General features: G+C 55.4%; 14 protein-coding genes. 12 read left to right on the forward strand and 2 right to left on the reverse strand.

Annotated elements, in window-relative coordinates; genetic code table 11:
* The first annotated feature begins 234 nt into the window (after positions 1-234).
* The 8 genes from ACZ5CE_RS03055 to ACZ5CE_RS03090 all read left to right on the forward strand — a co-directional run bounded on the left by ACZ5CE_RS03055 (position 235) and on the right by ACZ5CE_RS03090 (position 8,805).
* Positions 235-651, forward strand: a complete 417-nt coding sequence (locus ACZ5CE_RS03055; RefSeq protein WP_464576273.1) for a gamma-butyrobetaine hydroxylase family protein — start codon at positions 235-237, stop codon at positions 649-651.
* Between the two features lie 69 nt (positions 652-720).
* Positions 721-1,452: a bifunctional demethylmenaquinone methyltransferase/2-methoxy-6-polyprenyl-1,4-benzoquinol methylase UbiE gene (gene ubiE / locus ACZ5CE_RS03060; RefSeq protein WP_464576274.1), complete on the forward strand. Its 732-nt coding sequence runs from the start codon at positions 721-723 to the stop codon at positions 1,450-1,452.
* A gap of 252 nt (positions 1,453-1,704) precedes the next feature.
* Positions 1,705-2,619, forward strand: coding sequence for a carbohydrate kinase family protein (locus ACZ5CE_RS03065; RefSeq protein WP_464576275.1), 915 nt, complete (start codon positions 1,705-1,707; stop codon positions 2,617-2,619).
* Positions 2,612-4,780, forward strand: coding sequence for an HAD-IIB family hydrolase (locus ACZ5CE_RS03070; RefSeq protein ID WP_464576276.1), 2,169 nt, complete (start codon positions 2,612-2,614; stop codon positions 4,778-4,780). The genes ACZ5CE_RS03065 and ACZ5CE_RS03070 overlap by 8 nt, the downstream gene beginning before the upstream one ends.
* Positions 4,764-7,148, forward strand: coding sequence for a sucrose synthase (locus ACZ5CE_RS03075; protein ID WP_464576277.1), 2,385 nt, complete (start codon positions 4,764-4,766; stop codon positions 7,146-7,148). Before ACZ5CE_RS03070 ends, ACZ5CE_RS03075 begins: the two co-directional genes overlap by 17 nt.
* Before the next feature lie 249 nt (positions 7,149-7,397).
* Positions 7,398-7,838, forward strand: a complete 441-nt coding sequence (locus tag ACZ5CE_RS03080) for a hypothetical protein (RefSeq protein WP_464576278.1) — start codon at positions 7,398-7,400, stop codon at positions 7,836-7,838.
* A gap of 87 nt (positions 7,839-7,925) precedes the next feature.
* The gene (locus tag ACZ5CE_RS03085; protein WP_464576279.1) at positions 7,926-8,321 is read left to right on the forward strand and encodes a RidA family protein; all 396 of its coding nucleotides are present in this window, start codon (positions 7,926-7,928) and stop codon (positions 8,319-8,321) included.
* A gap of 94 nt (positions 8,322-8,415) precedes the next feature.
* Positions 8,416-8,805, forward strand: a complete 390-nt coding sequence (locus tag ACZ5CE_RS03090) for a TIR domain-containing protein (protein WP_464576280.1) — start codon at positions 8,416-8,418, stop codon at positions 8,803-8,805.
* Positions 8,806-9,086: 281 nt separating this feature from the next.
* On the opposite strand, the gene ACZ5CE_RS03095 is transcribed toward ACZ5CE_RS03090, so the two are convergent.
* Together ACZ5CE_RS03095 and ACZ5CE_RS03100 are read right to left on the reverse strand one after the other, a co-directional pair.
* A complete protein-coding gene (locus ACZ5CE_RS03095) occupies positions 9,087-10,334 on the reverse strand; it encodes a hypothetical protein (protein WP_464576281.1) in 1,248 nt (415 codons plus the stop codon).
* 160 nt (positions 10,335-10,494) lie between these two features.
* Positions 10,495-11,046, reverse strand: a complete 552-nt coding sequence (locus ACZ5CE_RS03100; protein WP_464576282.1) for a Slp family lipoprotein — start codon at positions 11,044-11,046, stop codon at positions 10,495-10,497.
* A gap of 887 nt (positions 11,047-11,933) precedes the next feature.
* Between ACZ5CE_RS03100 and ovoA the strand changes: the two genes are divergently transcribed.
* The 4 genes from ovoA (at position 11,934) to ACZ5CE_RS03120 (ending at position 18,447) form a co-directional block, all read left to right on the forward strand.
* On the forward strand, positions 11,934-14,048 hold the full coding sequence (gene ovoA / locus ACZ5CE_RS03105) for a 5-histidylcysteine sulfoxide synthase (RefSeq protein WP_464577403.1): 2,115 nt from the start codon (positions 11,934-11,936) through the stop codon (positions 14,046-14,048).
* Positions 14,045-15,274, forward strand: coding sequence for a MalY/PatB family protein (locus ACZ5CE_RS03110; protein WP_464576283.1), 1,230 nt, complete (start codon positions 14,045-14,047; stop codon positions 15,272-15,274). The genes ovoA and ACZ5CE_RS03110 overlap by 4 nt, the downstream gene beginning before the upstream one ends.
* A gap of 367 nt (positions 15,275-15,641) precedes the next feature.
* A complete protein-coding gene (locus tag ACZ5CE_RS03115; RefSeq protein WP_464577405.1) occupies positions 15,642-17,981 on the forward strand; it encodes a cyanophycin metabolism-associated ABC transporter in 2,340 nt (779 codons plus the stop codon).
* Positions 17,974-18,447 (forward strand): cyanophycin metabolism-associated DUF1854 family protein, encoded by a 474-nt coding sequence (locus ACZ5CE_RS03120; protein ID WP_464576284.1) that lies wholly within the window; start codon positions 17,974-17,976, stop codon positions 18,445-18,447. The genes ACZ5CE_RS03115 and ACZ5CE_RS03120 overlap by 8 nt, the downstream gene beginning before the upstream one ends.
* Positions 18,448-18,877: the final 430 nt, after the last annotated feature.

Below are 18,877 nucleotides of genomic sequence, written 5' to 3' on the forward strand. Positions count from 1 at the left end.
GCGGGGATCGGGCAGCGGAGGGGATGCAGGAGACCGCGTCGAGATATTGTCGCGTCCCCAACAGCCCGCTTGGGGCCGCACCTTCTTCGGAAGATACTGCTTGCTTCGCCCTCCGCGGTCTCGCGTCGTCGCCTTTCGCGCATCCCATCCCACAAAGCCGCCATCGCGCCAGCGAAGACTTGTTCAGGGCTTCCCTAGTGGTTTATCATGCGCGATTCCTTGAGGAAAGGCGCCATGGCTGGATTACGTGAAGATACGCCCGCACCTACTGAAATAAAATTACATCGAAAATCCCGATTACTGGAAATTTCTTTTGCGGATGGCAAGACCTTCCGCCTTTCCTGCGAGTTTCTGCGTGTTCATTCGCCATCGGCGGAAGTGCGCGGCCATTCTCCGGGACAGGAAGTGCTCCAGACAGGAAAGGAAGGCGTCAGCATCAATCACGTGGAACCCGTGGGCAGCTACGCCATCCAGCTGAACTTCACCGATGGCCATAATACCGGGCTTTATTCCTGGGATTTGCTCTACCGATACGGTATCCACCAAGACGAGATGTGGGAGCGATACCTGCGGCGCCTGGAAGAAGCGGGCGCCAGCCGGACCAAAGCAAATGACCCAAGTAGTTTTGGCGGCAGAGGCAGGGAAAAATAGTGGTCCGGGGGTCGAGGGACCGCATCCGTTCTCTTCCTGTAGGCTTCCTTTTATTCCAGTTCAAAATTCATGAAAACAACACATTTTGGCTTCAACACCATTCCCGAAGCGGAGAAAGCCCGTAAGGTTGCAGGCGTGTTCGACTCGGTAGCCGAGCGGTACAACCTGATGAATGACCTCATGTCGGGAGGCATGCACCGTTTGTGGAAGCGGTTTGCTGTACAGGCAAGCGGTGTCGGCGAGGGTGATCGGGTACTCGACATCGCCGGCGGCACGGCTGACCTGAGCACATTGTTCCTGGAACGGGTGGGAAGCGGCGGGGAGATCTGGCTCACCGATATCAATAATTCCATGCTCACAATAGGGAGGGACAGGCTGCTCGATCAGGGTGTGGGAGTGCCGGTGGCGCAATGCGATGCCGAAAAATTGCCTTTTCCCGACAATTATTTTGATTGCGCCAATGTCGCCTTCGGCCTGCGCAACATGACGCACAAGGATGCTGCGTTAAGAGAAATGCTGCGCGTGCTGCGCCCCGGCGGATGTGTCGTCGTCCTGGAATTCTCCGCGGTATGGAAACCCTTACGGCGTTTTTACGACACCTACTCGTTCAAAGTCCTGCCCGCGATGGGGAAGCTCGTGGCAAGCGACCCGGATAGTTACCGTTATCTGGCTGAATCCATACGCATGCACCCATCCCAGGAAGAGTTGAAGCGCATGATGGAAGATGCGGGATTCGAGCGGGTGCAATATTTCAATCTATCGGCCAGCGTGGTGGCGCTGCACCGCGGCTACAAATTCTGAGCAGGGTTTTTGCGGCGCGTGCCCAGGCCCGGCCGGCAATGTTCGGCTTGGCAGCGATAGCGGGCGTACCCGGAGGAAAGGCTTTTCCAGCATGACTTTAAACTTCAACCCGGGCGGAATAGAAATTCAGCGGGGGCTTTATGTACGTTATCGCACATAATCGCGCACCCCGATAAATTTATCATTACCCTATTCATTCGCATATCCGGTTCTTTTCCGCTTCGCAAATAAATTTTCTTCAAGGGGCAGACGATGACTGTCGCCCGCCAAGCTGTACTCTTGTTTGGCGAAATTCTCGTAGACCGGTTTCCTGAAGGCGAGGTTTTGGGAGGTGCGCCGTTCAATGTGGCGCGCCACCTGGCAGCTTTCGGCTGCAAGCCGGTTCTGATTACCCGCATTGGGCAGGACAATGCGGGCAGGCGCATTCTGCAAGCGCTCGAAAGCGCGAAGCTGCCCGGCCATGGGGTGCAACTCGATTCCACTCATCCTACCGGCGCGGTGGAAGTGAAGTTTGATTCTCAAGGCCACCGGTTTGATATTCTCCCCGATCAGGCTTATGATCATATCCATCCCCGCTTATCCCGAATTGCCGCCCTTGCCGCGAATCCCGATCTGCTTTACTTCGGCACCCTGGCACAGCGCGCACATTCGCATCGAGCCTTGCGCCATATATTGCGCGCAGTCCATGGACGCCGTTTTTTTGACGTCAATCTGCGCGATCCGTGGATCTATCCTGATCGTGTGGAATGGCTGCTGCAGCATGCCGACATTGTCAAGGCCAACGATACGGAACTCGAAGCCATGAATGAAATGCTTAACCTGCAATCGGGCTCCACTCATGCCCGGGCCGAAGCCTTGCTGAACCAATATGGATTGCGGGGCGTTCTGATAACAATGGGGGCAAAGGGAGCGTCCTGGCTGGATGATTCCGGGCGATTCGTGGAAATGGAAAGCGACCCGGTTCCCCATATCCGGGACACGGTAGGCGCGGGTGACGCTTTCTCCGCCGTCTTCATCGTGGGGCTGCTTCGTGAATGGAAAATACCCCTTGCGTTGCAGCGAGCACATCGTTTTGCCGCAGCTATCTGCCAGATACGCGGCGCAATCCCTGAGGATGAGGAGTTTTACAGGCCATTCCTGAATGAGTGGCTGGAAGCCCATGAGTGAGCTATACGTGCTGATGCTCAGCCTGCACGGTCTCATCCGCACTGATAACCTGGAGCTCGGGCGTGATGCCGACACCGGCGGCCAGATCCTCTATGTGGTGGAACTGGCGCGATCGCTTGCGCGCCAGCGCCAGGTGGGCAAGGTGGATTTGCTGACACGGCTCATAGAAGATCCCGGCGTGTCGGAAGAATATTCCCGTCCGGAAGAGGCGCTCGGCAGCCGTGCGCGGATTATCCGCCTGCGTTGCGGGCCGCGGCGGTACTTGCGCAAGGAGAGCCTGTGGCCCTATCTCGATCAGCTTGTGGATCGTGTGCTTCTTTTCCTCCGCGAGCAGAAGCGTCTGCCGGATGTGATACATAGTCATTACGCCGATGCCGGATACGTCGGAATGCAGCTTTCGCAGTTGCTGGGCATTCCCCAGATTCATACCGGACATTCCCTCGGACGCAGCAAGGAACAGCGGTTGCTGGCGCAGGGTCGTAAAGCACAGGCGCTGGAGCGTCAATTCAGCTTTCGCCGGCGGATCGCCGCCGAGGAGGCTCTGCTGCAGCATGCCAGCCTCATCATCACGAGCACGCCGCAGGAGAGCACGGAGCAATACGGCTTATATGCCAACTATCATCCTGAGCGTGCCGTGGTCATTCCGCCAGGGACCGATATTTCGCGGTTTGCTCCACCCGGCCGGCATAAATCGGACGAACCGGAGGTGGCGGGTCTGATCGACCGTTTTCTGACGAAGCCGCGAAAACCGCTCATTCTGTCCATTTGCCGTCCCGAAATGCGGAAGAATCTGAGCGCGCTGGTTACGGCGTTTGGAAGCGCTCCCGCGTTGCACGAACAGGCCAACCTTGCCATTGTAGCGGGCAATCGGGACGATATACGCGAACTGGATCCGGCCCAGACCGAGGTGATGACGAATCTGTTGCTGGATATTGACCGCTATGATTTATGGGGGAAGGTCGCCATACCCAAGCAGCACCAGTCTTCCGATGTGCCGGGGCTTTACAGGCTCGCAGCCCGGCGCAAGGGAATATTCATCAATCCGGCTCTCACCGAACCATTCGGGCTCACCCTGATCGAGGCCGCGGCCAGCGGACTTCCCATTGTTGCAACCGAAGAGGGGGGGCCGCGCGACATCATTGCGCACTGCAAAAACGGTGTGCTGGTCAATCCGCTGGATACCGGCGCCATTGCCGGAGGAATGGAGTATGCGCTGGCTGATCCTGGCCGGTGGCAGCAATGGGCGCGCAACGGAATTGCCGGAGTTAAAAATCACTATACCTGGGATGCCCATGTCAGGCACTACCTGCGTGTCCTGGCTCGCCTGCTGCATCAGCAGCGCAAGCAGATCAGGCGGACGATGGTCATATACCACAAGCCGCAGCGCCAGCCCCTGCCGCTGGTGTCGCAAATGCTCGTAACCGATATCGACAATACGCTTCTCGGCGATCGCGCCGCCTTGCGCCGGTTTCTCGCCACATTCAAGACGACTCCCCCCAGCCTGGGCCTGGGAGTTGCAACCGGACGTACCCTGGAAAGCGCGCTGAGGATTTTGAAGGAGTGGAACGTCCCGCTACCGGACGTATTGATTACGGCCGTCGGTAGCGAAATCAATTATGGTCCTGGACTCCGTCCGGATATCGGGTGGCAGAATTTCATCAAGTATTCGTGGCGGCGGGATGCGGTGGAAGAGGCGCTTCGCGAAGTGCCGGGGCTCATCCTGCAATCACCGGAAAACCAGCGGGAATTCAAGCTGAGCTATAACGTCGATCCTGACCGACTGCCTCCAATACCGAAAATCCGCGCTTTGCTGAAGGAGCGGGATCTGTCTGCGCACCTGATCTATTCGCGCCAGGCATACCTCGACATTTTGCCCATGCGCGCTTCAAAGGGCCGGGCGATACGCTACCTTGCCTATAAGTGGGGATTGCCGCTGCGCGCCTTTCTGGTTGCGGGTGATTCCGGGAACGACCATGAAATGCTGGTAGGGGATACGCTTGGCGTGGTCGTGGCCAATCATAGCCCCGAGCTTGCAAGCCTGAAGGGGAATGAACAGATTTACTTTGCCCGCGCTTCCTATGCTGATGGCATTGCAGAGGGCATGATGCATTACGCATTTGGCGTATCTATTCCGGAGGCCGCGAATGATCTCAAAAATTGATGCCTGGGTTATGGATCACCGTAGCGATCTATATGCGCTTTTATGCAAGTGGTTCGATCTGGAGCGTCCACTGTTGCTGCGCTCCGATTTGCGCACGGTTTTCGATGCGCTGGACGAGGAGCACGGCCATGTCCTGTCTGGAACACCATTGCATGAGCTTGTCGATTTGCTGCAGGAAGCCGTCTGCCGCCCGCCGCTGATTTACCTGGCTTTGCGCGAGGGCGCCGGCCGCTGGCATTTCCTGCGTATTCATCAGCAGCACCTTGTATCCGAAGATGTCAGCGTTTCCGATTACCTGGCGTTCAAGGAATTGCTCGTGTGTCCTGAAGACGCAAATGAGCCGGTCCTGGAGCTGGATTTTGCGCCGTTCAATCGCAATTTTCCAAGACTCAAGGAGATTCGGTCCATCGGCCAGGGAGTGATTTTCCTGAATAAGCAACTCGCCGGCACGCTGTTTACACAATCCGGGCTGGGCACGGTCAAACTGCTGCATTTTCTGACCATGCACAGCATGGACGGCCAGCACCTGATGCTCAGTGGGAACTTTGCCGATGTTGCCGCGTTGCGCAACGGCTTGCATCGGGCGCTTGGCATACTGGATCGCCATCCTCCCGACGCGCCCTGGCAGACCATAGCGGAACCCCTGAGCGGATTGGGCTTCGCCCCCGGATGGGGCGATTGCGCGCAGCGGGTAAGCGAAACGATGAGTTTGCTGGTAGACATTCTTGAGGCGCCATCGCCGGAAATGCTCGAGAAATTCCTTGCACGCATCCCGATGATTTCAAAACTGCTGATCCTATCCCCGCACGGTTTTTTTGGGCAGGACAACGTGCTGGGGTTGCCGGATACCGGAGGCCAGGTTGTGTATATTCTGGATCAGGTGAGAGCGCTGGAAAGAGAAATGACCGAGCGCCTGGTGTTGCAAGGCATCGTTGCACAGCCAAAAATCCTGATCTGTACGCGACTGATACCGGATGCAGGAGAAACGCTGTGCAATCATCCGCTGGAAAAGGTGCATGGAACCCAGAATTCCTGGATTGTCCGTGTGCCTTTCAGGAAAGCAAATGGCGAAGTCATCCGTCATTGGATATCCCGGTTCGAGATCTGGCCATACCTGGAGAATTTTGCCATAGATGTCGAACGCGAGGCGCTGGCGCAGTTGAGCGGCCGACCGGATCTGGTGATCGGAAATTATTCGGATGGCAACCTGGTTGCTTCCCTCATTTCAAAACACATCGGAGTCACCCAATGCAACATCGCGCATGCGCTGGAGCAAAGCAAATATCTTCATTCCGCCTTGCACTGGCGCGAAAGCGAAGCGCAATACCATTTCAATTGCCAGTACACGGCGGATCTCATCGCAATGAACAGCGCCGACTTTATCATTACCAGCACCTATCAGGAGATTGCCGGCACCAATCACACGGTTGGCCAATATGAAACCTACCAGAACTTTACCATGCCGGGTTTATACAGGGTGGTGAACGGCATCGATCTGTTCGACCCAAAATTCAATATTGTCTCGCCGGGGGCGGACGCCGAAGTGTATTTTTCATATCTCGATCGGGAGCGCCGCCTGAACTTCCTGTTGCCGGATATCGAGCGCCTTCTATACGAGGCCAATCCGGGCGTGCCGTACCGCGGCCATTTTGATGATCCTGCCAAGCCACTCATTTTTTCCATGGCGCGGCTCGATCTGGTGAAGAATCTCACTTCACTCGCGGCCTGGTTCGGGCAGTGCCAGCGTTTTTCGGGTGTGGCCAATCTGCTGATAATAGGAGGGCATATCGACCCGGCCTCGTCGAGCGACGGCGAGGAGCGTGCCGAAATCGAGCATATGCACGCCATCATGAACGAATACCAGTTGGAGGGGCGGATGCGCTGGCTTGGCACCCGGCTGGAAAAGAATCTTGCCGGCGAATTGTACCGGTACGTGGCGGACCATCGCGGTATTTTTGTTCAGCCTGCGCGTTTCGAGGCATTTGGATTGACCATTATCGAAGCAATGGCTTCAGGCCTTCCCGTATTCGCAACATGCTATGGCGGTCCGCGGGAAATCATACAGCATGGCGTCTCGGGCTATCATTTCGATCCCAACGATGGGGCGGCGGCGGCGGCCCGGATGGCGGATTTTTTCGAACGCTCGGCACGGGATCCGGGAGTGTGGAACCAGATATCCGAAATGGCCTTGAAAAGGGTGGAGTCCCGCTATACATGGCGGCTCTATGCGGAGCGCATGATGACTTTATCCCGCATCTATGGTTTCTGGAAGTTTGTCAGCAACCTGGAGCACGAAGAGACGGCGAGGTACCTTAGCATGTTTTACCATCTGCAATTCCGTCCCCTGGCGGAACACGTGCCCCATTAATATGAAGCGGGGGAGGGTGGCGCCTGCGCCAGGCGCCGCCCATTCGCATTTCGCGCCGCCGCTTCATGCGCATCCCATCCCGCAGGGCTGCGGTCGCGTTCGCGCGGACTTGTTCAGGCGTTCCCTTGTTGATGACTTTTTTTGTTGATAGAATGGCTGTCCTGCCGGTAATGACAACGGTTTATCCATGAGAGCGGCAGGAGTTTGCATCAGGGAAGCCAAGGGAAACAGCAAGGAGCCGTTGTGAGCGTGAGTATCAGGATTATTACCGCAGGGTTAGTGGGGTTCATTTTTTCATGGCCGATATCTGCATCGCTGCAGCAACCTGAGTCACAGCCACAAAAACCCGAACCGCAATCGAGCCTTCACGGCGATGGATGGCGTCTTGTCCGGTCCATCCAGCTTGGGACATCGAAAAATTACATTCATATGGTCCTGATAGATAGTAAACGGGACATGGATAAGGCGGTATATGGCGCGGCGCTGAGCAAGATCTGCAGGACAGAGGTGGATTTCTGCAGGGTGAGGTTCTGGAACGAGGAACGGCTCGTTCCTCATGCGATTTCATTCACCGACGCCCAATTCAAGGGGATGAGGGCGGAATACGTATTCAATCGTGCGGGAGGTGTCCAGGAGATGCGGTACGCCTGCACGGTCGTATCGGATAAGAACCAGTGTTTTTCGCACTAGCCTTGCCCAATCGTAATCTTCGCCACGGCCTTTTTTGACCTGGCATTGGCCCATATAAATTAAATAATATCGTCGCGGAGGCATTGCATGGCTCGTCAACTGATAAGCTCAGGCTCCACGTTCGAGCATGAGATCGGGTACTCGCGGGCGGTAGTCGAGGGTGAGTGGATTTTTGTCTCCGGAACCACGGGTTTTGATTATGGCAACATGACGATATCGGATGATCTGATAGACCAGGCGGAGCAGTGTTTCAAAAATATCCGCGGAGCCTTGCACAAGGCGGGCGCCGACTTGGAGGATATTGTCCGCGTGATCTATGTATTGCCCGATGCTTCGGATTTTCAGCGTTGCTGGCCCACATTCCGGAAATACCTGGGAGAGATCAGGCCAGCGGCCATGATGCTGTCGGCAGGTTTATCGGATCCTCGCATGCGGATTGAAATTCAGGTAACGGCCAAGCGGGGTGGCGGCAAAGCCGGCTGAGCAGGAGTTCAGGCTTGTATTTAAAGAAGCGCTGAACGGATAGACAACGCGACCGTCTTGCGAACAATAAATTAACTGATTTCAGGGGGTATGCATGGCTGCAAAAACCAATACCGTTTTTATCAGCTTCGCGCTTCGGGATATCCAGCTGCGCGATCAATTGCTTGAGCAATTAAACAAAGAGCAAACGGGTTTTACCTTCGTCGACATGCCGGTCAAGCAGTCGTGGGAACCTGCCTGGAAGGACGAGTGCAGGACCAAGGTTACGGGATGCGATGGAGTGATTGCCCTTATAACCAAAAATGTCGTCAGGGCGGACGGCCAACTCTGGGAGATACGCTGTGCTTACGAGGGTAGAATGCCCGTACTCCTGATTCATGGGGATGCAGAAAAGCTGCCCTCCAAGCTACCCGACCCGGTGGGGGATCGCGAGATCGATGCCTGGACCTGGCCCACGATTTCGACATTCCTTAACAGGCTATAACGCAACGCAGTATTGACGCAAGACTGCTGACTCCGTAGCAACGATCAGGACGGCTTAAGGCGTTAGGGAAACGCTGAACAAATCCTCGCTGAGCGCGTTGCTGGTAAAATCGGGATAATCATAAGGCGCGCGACAAAGGTCGCAGCTTGGACTACGATGCCAAGGAGCGCAACGCAGTGGCTCCCCAGAGTGTGGCACGAGGGGCCCCGCAATGCCGCCGTCGCGCCAGTGGAGATTTGTTCAGTGTTTCCTTAATTCGGTAAAGCCGATCATGCATGGTTTCAGTGAAGCACGGACAGGGCGGCAACGCGTTGCTCGATTTTTTGCATCATTCTTTGATAAGCCGGGGCATCGATGCCGCCGAAGCGCCGCTTGAATTCCGCTTCCGGCATGAATTCCGGCAGGTCGGACCAGGCCGGCATCAGATCCGAATCTACCAAGCCTGAAGCCATGCGACGTTGAAGTTTTTGTGCGTTATCCTCGCTTGCCACGGATTTTTCGCCGAATCTGGTGCCTGCCCGGTCTGCGGCCAGGTCGTTGAAGGAGAAGCCACTTCCCGAACGGGAATCCTCGATTTCCTTATATAAGCCGATTGCATCCGCAAGGGCAGTATCGGCATAGGCGGCGATCGCGGCCGATATCATGAAATGTTTTGCAAAGTCGTCGCGTCCGTCAATGGTAATTACCCGGGGAACGGGACGAGGCCAGGCGCCGGCTTCAGGAAGAAGCTGCTCCAATGATACGCCAAGGACATAAAATGTCGTGGCCAGGATCAAGGCGCGGTTCTCTGCAGCAGCATCTCCGGCTTTTGATTGCCTGATGGCCTGTCTCGCCAGCGAGGGCAGCACTTGCGAAAGGGGCGTCTGTCCGGAAAATCGCTTGCTGTTTTGCGCCAATAGCGTTTGGTAGCGAAGCAGCCGTTCACGCTCCTCCTTGTCCATCACCGAAACCCGGAATTTCCGGGAAAAGCCTCCTTCCCAACGATAGAGAAAGCTTAGCTGCTCCGGAGATATTTTAATCAGACGAACAGAGTCCAATCCGGCCCGATATTCGGGATTGTGCCTTAGCCAGCGCATGAGCTGGGATTCAAGTAATCCGGAAAGCGCATCGGGCAGCGGGAGTTTTCCGATGCGTACTGAACGAGGCTGTGGCAGATCACGCGTTTCGATCAGTGCAGCCTCGATATTCAAATAAGCACCGGGTGCATATTTCAGGGGAAGGCTCAAGTGGACATCGGCGCGCCGGTCGGCGAGCGCTACCTGAGCGCTGCCCTTGGCAAACCGGTTCGCGAGATAGTTCGCAGCGAGATCGACGTCCGAAGCCCTTACTTTGATCATGACGAGCATGCCTGGACGTGCCTGGGCCCGATGGGCATCGACGATATGCTTGGCCCGCGCGATATGCTCGGGCGTTAAAATGACCTTGCGGTCTATGCGGGGATGGTCTTCAATGGCTAGAAACAGCAGGGTTAGAAGGGCCAGGGGGAGAGCGAGAAACGATGCCGTAACAACAAGCGCGAGTTTGCGCATAACGATCCGCGTGTAGGTTGATCCGGCAGCCTGAAAAAGCATTACATTTTTCAGGCCAATGCAAACAACTCAAACAACCCACCACTTGCGAGATACTTTAGATGGCAGTGGGCTGATTCAGGGTGGTTGGAGGGTAAAAGGCTGTCTCGGTTGCTGTTTTCTACCAGTATGGCCTGTAATATCCTCCCCAGTAAAACGGGCTTCCATAGTAGCCGTAACCAAAATAGGGAGAAAAGCCGTAACCCCCGAAACCCGGATATCCATATCCATAATAGGGATAATTTTGATAGACAGGCCATAAATAGGTAGCTATTGACATCAGCAATGGCAAACGTACTTTTTTCTTGCCTATCGTGCGCTCGATCTCTCCTTGCAACGTTCCCGCAACCGTAATTTCCTTGTCTTTGGCATAAACGGCAGGATCGAGGAACTCATTGCTTTTGATGACGAACCGCCCTTCGCTCGGCTTGTCCGTTTGCGGCCGCCCGTAATAATTGAGGGGATGGGAAAGCACTTGCACGAGAGTGAAATCCTGCTCGTTGTCCACGTCGATGATGGTGCCGCCCCAGCGTACCGATACATCTTTGTAGTTTTCGGGGTTCTGGCTTGCCTGGCTGTAAGATAGCTCTGCCACGGGCACATCCTTGACTGCCGATGGCAATCCCGCACAGCCGGCCAGCAACAAACATCCCAATAGCAGACAAGATCTCATATTTTTCCCCTATTAAGCAATGGTGACTCCAAAGTAAAGATCAGGCGATATTCACTATCCGTTTTTTTGCCGCGATTATCGAGAAGCCGGGACCGCGTATCTGATACGAGCAGTCATCCTATAAGACATTTATAGCAGATCCTGATTCCAGGATAAGGGGGAAAGATATCCTATTGCATGTTTGGACCTTCAGAAAATCGACCAGTATGCCCATTCACCTTGTCCGGAGCTTCGTTCCGTACCCAGTTTTCGGGGAAACCATGGAGCCGGATAAGTGGCGGCCAGTACCGCCCGTCGCCACGTGAAGCTGAAGGCCATGTCCTGCAATCCGCCGTTGAATAAGTTTTCTCCCCATCGCCACCCATGAATATTGGCACTTACCCCCTAGGGGGCGGCTACTTGCGCAAAAAAGCTGCAGGCTCTATATTGCGCTACCACAGTGGCTTGGCCTCAGGGGCTGCCTTCGCCTGGTAACCAGGCCTATGCTGGCAAACCGGCGCGTTTCATGCATTGACATCAGGAAATGGAAGCGGCAACTAAAACCATAAAATGATGCTGAATGTGGTAAATTGAACGACTAAAAGGGAACTCGCTCCCCGCATCTCAATCGAATGCGAAAGACAGAAAGCAGCTTGGTTATTGAGTTAACGTGCCTTGGCCGCTTCGTAATACCTGAGGCTAATGCCTGAGGTGCACCGACTTTTCCCATAATAGAAAAAATCGAATGGGTTTAACGACCAAGAAACGCAAGGGGTTTATCCTTTGCTTGCACATCCGTTTGCATTTCCTTTCAGGCAATTCGCACTCGAGGGTTCAATATGAATTTGAATGCAAGAAAAACCTCCACGCCAGATCAGCAAACCGCCGGAAATAATCCCAGGCTGCGCATGATATCCCCGCAGCTTTTCCCCCGGACACCCGTGCTTTCCGGACGCGACGCGGAAGCGAAGCGCGAAGAGATCCGGAATTATTTTCATGCGACCCTCGATTGCTATGAGCAGCTTTTCGAAACGCTTCAGGGAGAGGAAGCGTACTATAAAAAGCCTATTCCCCTGCGTCACCCCCTCATTTTTTATCTTGGCCATACCTCGACTTTTTATACCAACAAATTATTGCTTGCAGGACTGATTACGGAGCGGATAAATCCCAAGATGGAGGCGATGTTCGCGGTTGGCGTCGATGAGATGAGCTGGGACGATCTGAATACTACTCATTACGACTGGCCGGCAATCGACGAAGTGCGCGCCTACCGGAAGACCATACGCCGGCTGGTTGACAAGTTGATCAGCGAGACTCCGCTGACTCTGCCTATCGGCTGGGACAGTCCGTGGTGGACTATCATGATGGGTATAGAACATGAACGCATTCATCTGGAAACATCATCCGTGCTGATCCGGCAGCATGCGCTGGAATTCGTCCTATCCCATCCGGCCTGGGAGCCTTGCAGGAAATCCGGGCCGGCGCCCCAGAACCAGCTGATCGATGTGCCGGAAGGCAATGTGCAACTCGGGAAGAGCAAAACCGATCTGACCTATGGGTGGGATAACGAGTACGGCAGCCGTATCGCTCAAGTTTCCGCATTTCAGGCGGGGAAGTACCTCGTGAGCAACCAGGAATTCCTTTCTTTCGTTGAGGGGAACGGCTACGGAAGAGACGATTTCTGGGAAGAAGAGGGCCGTGCCTGGCTTCATCATACCCGCGCGCAATACCCTACTTTCTGGATCAGGCAGGGCGCCAGCTGGCGACTGCGTCTCATGACGGAGGAAATATCCATGCCCTGGGACTGGCCGGTAGAAGTCAACTATCATGAGGCTAAAGCCTTCTGTAACTGGAAAGCGGCAGCGACCGGGCAGCCATTCAGATTGCCCACGGAAGACGAATGGTATCGGCTCTATGAGGTGGCAGGCCTGTCCGAGGTGCCTCACTCCTCTTCGACAGCGGCGAATATTCATCTCGACCATGGCGCCTCCACCCACCCCGTCAATGAATTTGTCCAGGGCCAGTTTTACGACGTGGTTGGCAACGTCTGGCAATGGACCGAGACCCCGATCTATCCGTTCGAGGGCTTCGATATTCATCCGCATTACGACGATTTCACGACCCCGACCTTCGATGGCCGGCATAATCTCATGAAGGGCGGATCATGGATTTCATGCGGGAATGAGTCGCTGAAGAGCGCACGCTATGCTTTCCGCCGGCATTTCTTCCAGCATGCGGGTTTTCGCTATGTGGTGGCGGATGCTCCGCCGGCCCAGCACGGCTCCCACTATGAAACCGACAAGCTGCTCTCCGAGTATGCGGAATTTCATTACGGAGACATCTATTTCGATGTGCCCAATTTCCCGAAAGCATTGGCCGAACTGGCCATAGCCGCGATGGAGGGCAAGCCCGCGCGTACCGCGCTGGATCTGGGCTGCGCATCCGGCCGTGCCACTTTTGAGCTTGCACGCCATTTCGATAATGTCACCGGAATCGATTTTTCCGCGCGCTTCATCGGGCAGGGGGTGCAGCTCGCGCGGCAGGGCGTATTGCGCTATACGCTCGCGGATGAGGGAGAACTTGTATTGTACAGGGAGCGTACGTTGACGGGCCTCGGGCTGGACAAGGTGAAGGATAAGGTACAGTTTTACCAGGGCGATGCCTGCAACCTCAAACCGTTGTTCAGTGGATACGATTTGATCCTTGCCGCGAATCTGATCGACCGGCTTTACGACCCGGCCAAACTGCTTGCCTCGATCCATGCGCGTCTTAACCCCGGCGGTCTTTTGTTGATCGCTTCTCCCTATACCTGGCTGGAGGAGCATACGAAGCGGGATTTGTGGATCGGCGGGTTCAAGCGCGATGGCGAAAGCTTCGGTACGCTCGATGGTCTGAAGGGCATTCTCGGCGAGCATTTCAAACTGATCCAGGGACCGCGGCAGGTGCCTTTCGTAATCCGGGAAACCCGGCGTAAATTCCAGCACACGCTGTCGGAAGTTACTATCTGGGAGCGGGTGGCTTGAGTGACAGCCCTGTTCCCAGGCATGACTTCGATAACGAGATTGACCGCCGCGATACCGCCGCGCTGAAATATGATGGTCGCGTAAACCTGTTTGGTGCCGCGGACGTCATCCCCTTATGGGTAGCGGACATGGATTTTGCCGCACCTCCTGCTGTGACACAGGCTCTCTCCCTGCGCGCGGCGCACCCTATATACGGCTATACGATATATCCGGAAAGCCTGTATGATTCCCTGGCGGGCTGGCTGAGGCGGCGTCACGGCTGGGAGGTGCAGCGCGAATGGATCATGATGTGCCCGGGCGTGGTGCCTTCGATCCACGCAGCGGTCACCGCCTTTACCGCTCCCGGAGAGTCGGTGATAGTGCAGCCACCGGTATATTTTCCGTTCTTTTCCGCTGTGACCGGCACGAACAGGCAACTGGTGCTCAACCCGCTACGCCTGTGCGGCAAGCGGTATGAAATTGATTTCGATCATCTGGAGCATTGCGCTTCGCGTGCCCGCCTCCTGCTGTTGTGCTCTCCACATAATCCTGTCGGGAGAGTATGGAGCAGGGAAGAACTGGAGAAAGTCGTCCAGATTGCCCGAAAATATGAGCTGATCGTATTCTCCGATGAGATTCATTCCGACCTGGTTTACCCCGGCCAGAAGCATGTGCCTCTTTCCACGCTCGCGGAAGCATCAGCATCGGCCGGAGTGGTTATCATTACCGCGACTGCGCCGAGCAAGACATTCAACATACCGGGATTGAATTTATCCGTTCTGATCGTGCCGGACCTGGAATGCCGGAGGTCGCTTACGCGGACATTCGACGAAGTACACGTCAGCGCAGCCAATCCCTTCAGCATCGTGGCGTTCGAATCAGCATATCGCGCTGGCGAGGCCTGGTTGGACGAGTTGCTGATCTATTTGAGAAAAACACGGGATGCGGTGCGGCAGATCCTGTTGACCGATATGCCCGATATCCGGCTCATCGAACCGGAAGGCACTTATCTGTTATGGCTCGACTGCAAGGCGCTCAAGGCCAGGCTGGGAATGGACGATGTGCAACTCCGGCATTTTTTTGTGCACCAGGCGGGTGTGGGCATGAGCCCCGGCACATTATTCGGGGAGGCAGGCAGCGGGTTCATGCGCATGAATATCGGCGCGCCCCGCAAGGTGATCGAAACAGCTCTCGCCAACATTAAAAATGCGGAACGCCGTGTGAGCAAAAACAACTCTTCACCGTAGCAAACGCCTGAAATAGAAATCCAGTCGCGTCCCGCTTGTGTCATCTCAAATCATGGAGGCGGAGAAGCAGCGGCTGCGCTAAAATTCCTTACATTTTCCTCAGCCGGCGCGATACACAGGTTTTCCGGGACCTGGACAAGCTCCTGAACATGCCGCCAGCGCCCTTATAGCGGGCTCCGCCCGTTCAGTCGAATCAGGGCCCCTTGACGTGGAAGGATTGTTGCCGGTTCCTGGCTGGTGCGCAGTATCTTCTCGTATTGATGTGGCGAACTCACCACGCAGGTGAACGTCGAGTATCGCGAAAGTCTTTGTGGATCATTGGTTCTAAACTAAAAAAGAGCAGTCAACTACGGATTCAGGTTCAATGATGACAGACTCCCAGCTCTCAGCCTTGCCACCAACCAGCGCCTCTCCCGCTATTTCATCTCCCCCTGTGCCATCAGCATGGAAGAGGCAGGTTGAGTCGCAGCTTGCCGATGGCGAGAATGTACTGGCCTGGCTGGAAACCGATCTGGATGACCGGCTGCATTTTTCATCCGGTTTCGTAGTAGTCACTACCAAGCGCTTATTGGCCAGAGAAGGAGGAAGCGCGATATGGCATGACTGGCCCTGCCGCATCAGCCTGAGACTGGAACGGCATGACCATTCCGGAGTGGGTGCGCTCGATCTTCTCGATGAGGAGGCGCTGCTCGCGCGCTGGCGCTACACGCTTGCTCACGACATGCCGGCGGGGCGCCTGGTAGAGCGCTTTACCCAGCAATTCCACGCTCGATCCGAGGATTCGCTCGCCTTGCCCGAGCTGGCGCAGTGCCCGAAATGTGAGCGCGTGCTCGATATGCCATTATTGCCGGGAGAGGAAGAGTGCGCAGCGTGTAAAAGAGACATGAGCATTCCTCCTTCTACCTGGACGCTGCTCCGCTTATGGCGTTTTGCAAAACCATACAAGTGGCGGTTATTTGCCGGCTTCCTCCTCACGCTGGGCAGCACGGGCGCGGCACTGGTTCCGCCATACATGACGATGCCGCTGATGGACAATGTATTGATTCCCTATCAGAACGGCAAACCCATCGACTTCGATCTGGTCACGTTTTATCTGACCGGCCTGCTTGGCGCCGCGATATTGGCGTGGGCGCTGGGCTGGGCACGAACCTATATGCTGGCGCGCATTTCAGAGCGCATCGGCGCCGACCTGCGCACTGCTACCTATGAACATCTCCTCAAGCTTTCACATGCCTACTTTGGCGGAAAGCGCACGGGAGACCTGATGGCGCGCATCGGGTCGGAAACCGACCGCCTCAATGTTTTCCTGTCACTGCACCTGCTTGATTTCGCTACCGACGTTTTGATGATTGGCATGACGGTAGTCATCCTTGTCTCGATCAATCCCTGGCTTGCACTGGTAACCCTGGTGCCGCTGCCCGTGATCGCCTGGTTGATCCACCTGGTGCGCGACAGATTGCGAACCGGATTCGAAAAAGTCGATCGCGTATGGGCGGAAGTCACCAGTGTGCTGGCGGATACCATTCCCGGTATACGGGTAGTCAAGGCGTTTGCACAGGAGAAGCGCGAGGCTGCGCGTTTCCGTGCGGCAAATGACCGGAATCTGGAGGTGAATGACCGGGTTAACAAGGTCTGGTCGTTATTTACGCCCACTGTTACGCTGCTTACCGAGATTGGTCTGCTCGTGGTATGGGTGTTCGGCATTTGGCAAGTTTCGAAGGATCAGATTTCGGTGGGTGTCCTGACCGCCTTCCTCACCTATATCAGCCGGTTCTATCTGAGGCTCGATTCGATGAGCCGCATCGTTTCATTCACGCAGAAAGCTGCTGCCGGCACCAAGCGGATTTTTGAAATTCTCGATCACGTTTCCAGCGTTCCCGAGCCTGTCCGGCCCGTTCATTTGCCGGAGGTCACCGGCCGGATCGAATTGTGCGACGTTGGGTTCCGCTATGGGACACGCAGCGTGACACGTAACATCAATATCACCATCGAACCCGGAGAAATGATCGGTCTGGTGGGCCACAGCGGTTCGGGCAAGAGTACCCTCGTCAATCTGATCTGCCGGTTCTATGATGTTACGGAAGGAATCATTTTGCTGGATGGCACCGATATTCGCGCGCTGCCGGTGGCTGAATATCGAAAGCATATCGGACTCGTGCTTCAGGAACCTTTCCTGTTCTTCGGAACGATTGCGGAGAATATCGCCTATGGCAAGCCTGCTGCGACCCGCGATGAGATCGTCGGCGCAGCCCGCGCCGCGCATGCGCACGAATTCATCCTGCGCCTGCCCCATGGCTATGACTCCCTGGTGGGTGAGCGCGGACAGGGTCTTTCGGGCGGCGAGCGGCAACGCATCTCGATTGCACGTGCACTGCTTATCGATCCCCGCATTCTGATCCTCGACGAGGCGACTTCCTCTGTCGATACCACCACCGAGAAGGAAATCCAGAGAGCATTGGAAAACCTGGTGCGGGGCCGTACGACAATCGCGATCGCTCATCGTTTATCCACTCTGCAGCATGCCAACCGGCTGGTCGTGCTCGATCGTGGAACGATAGTCGAGATCGGCAATCACGATACCCTGATGGCGCACGAAGGCCATTATTTCCGCCTTTATCAGGCGCAGGCGCGCAACGTGGATACGGAAGACAATATGCTGCGCCGGCCAGTCGTCGAGCCGAAGTCGAGGGCAGTCGCAAATGGCTGACAGGCCTCCTTATCAGTTAAGCCGCGATGCGTTCGGACGCCTTATATTTACCAGCCAGAATGGCGAAGTGCATGAGGGGATAGTTCCGGTGCGCGCGTTTCCGATTACCGCTCCGGAGCACGCCATTGCGCTTGTGGATCAGCATGGCCATGAATTGGCCTGGATCGAGCAGTTAGGCGGGCTTCCGGATGAATTGCGCATGATCATAGAGGCTGAACTGGCAAGCCGCGAGTTTGTCCCCGAGATCCTGCGGATTCGCAGTGCTTCCAGTTTCGCCACCCCAAGCACCTGGCAGGTGGAGACGGACCGCGGCGACACGTCTTTTATTCTCAAGGGTGAAGAGGATATTCGCCGGCTGACCCCTGCGGAGCTGCTGATTACCGATAGCCATGGCGTGTACTATCTTATCCGGGACCGCTTTGGACTCGATCACCCAAGCCGCAAAATTCTGGATCGTTTTCTTTAAAAACGGTCTTTGAAACAGGCGCGGATTTCTCCCGCCTTTGTCCTCCGTATCGCCGCGTTGTTTTTCTCCTATCTCCTGTCGCCACGCCCTTTCGTCGAGCCTTGGAAGGGTTATTCAAGCGCATTCCTGGGTTTTACAAACGGTAATAATCCACACTTGCCTAACTCAGCTTCAGGCGTCCAATCTGGCCTTTTCTCTTCCACAATGCATGGAAGGTTATCACCCTGTTGTCATCAAGAGACAGAAAAACTATTTTAATATCAATATGTTGAGTTATATTACGGCGAAAATGTCAGCAAATGGCGACATTTCATTTATCCAGATCTGATTAATATTTATATAACGCTCTGTATTTTAATGGGAGTTTCTCATGGCACGAGACGTGCTTAGCTGTATTTGCTCTTGAGGGTGTGCTGTTCCAGGCAACGGG

It is taken from the genome of Nitrosospira sp. TNL200, assembly GCF_055386305.1.

What these genes read in the sequence shown, in the direction of transcription:
- ACZ5CE_RS03085 (WP_464576279.1), top strand. Translation starts at nt 7,926, where the DNA reads ATGGCTCGTCAACTGATAAGCTCAGGCTCCACGTTCGAGCATGAGATC.
- ACZ5CE_RS03090 (WP_464576280.1), top strand. Translation starts at nt 8,416, where the DNA reads ATGGCTGCAAAAACCAATACCGTTTTTATCAGCTTCGCGCTTCGGGAT.
- ACZ5CE_RS03075 (WP_464576277.1), top strand. Translation starts at nt 4,764, where the DNA reads ATGATCTCAAAAATTGATGCCTGGGTTATGGATCACCGTAGCGATCTA.
- ACZ5CE_RS03095 (WP_464576281.1), bottom strand. Translation starts at nt 10,334, where the DNA reads ATGCGCAAACTCGCGCTTGTTGTTACGGCATCGTTTCTCGCTCTCCCC.
- ACZ5CE_RS03065 (WP_464576275.1), top strand. Translation starts at nt 1,705, where the DNA reads ATGACTGTCGCCCGCCAAGCTGTACTCTTGTTTGGCGAAATTCTCGTA.
- ubiE (WP_464576274.1), top strand. Translation starts at nt 721, where the DNA reads ATGAAAACAACACATTTTGGCTTCAACACCATTCCCGAAGCGGAGAAA.
- ACZ5CE_RS03100 (WP_464576282.1), bottom strand. Translation starts at nt 11,046, where the DNA reads ATGAGATCTTGTCTGCTATTGGGATGTTTGTTGCTGGCCGGCTGTGCG.
- ACZ5CE_RS03120 (WP_464576284.1), top strand. Translation starts at nt 17,974, where the DNA reads ATGGCTGACAGGCCTCCTTATCAGTTAAGCCGCGATGCGTTCGGACGC.
- ACZ5CE_RS03070 (WP_464576276.1), top strand. Translation starts at nt 2,612, where the DNA reads ATGAGTGAGCTATACGTGCTGATGCTCAGCCTGCACGGTCTCATCCGC.
- ovoA (WP_464577403.1), top strand. Translation starts at nt 11,934, where the DNA reads ATGATATCCCCGCAGCTTTTCCCCCGGACACCCGTGCTTTCCGGACGC.
- ACZ5CE_RS03055 (WP_464576273.1), top strand. Translation starts at nt 235, where the DNA reads ATGGCTGGATTACGTGAAGATACGCCCGCACCTACTGAAATAAAATTA.
- ACZ5CE_RS03115 (WP_464577405.1), top strand. Translation starts at nt 15,642, where the DNA reads ATGACAGACTCCCAGCTCTCAGCCTTGCCACCAACCAGCGCCTCTCCC.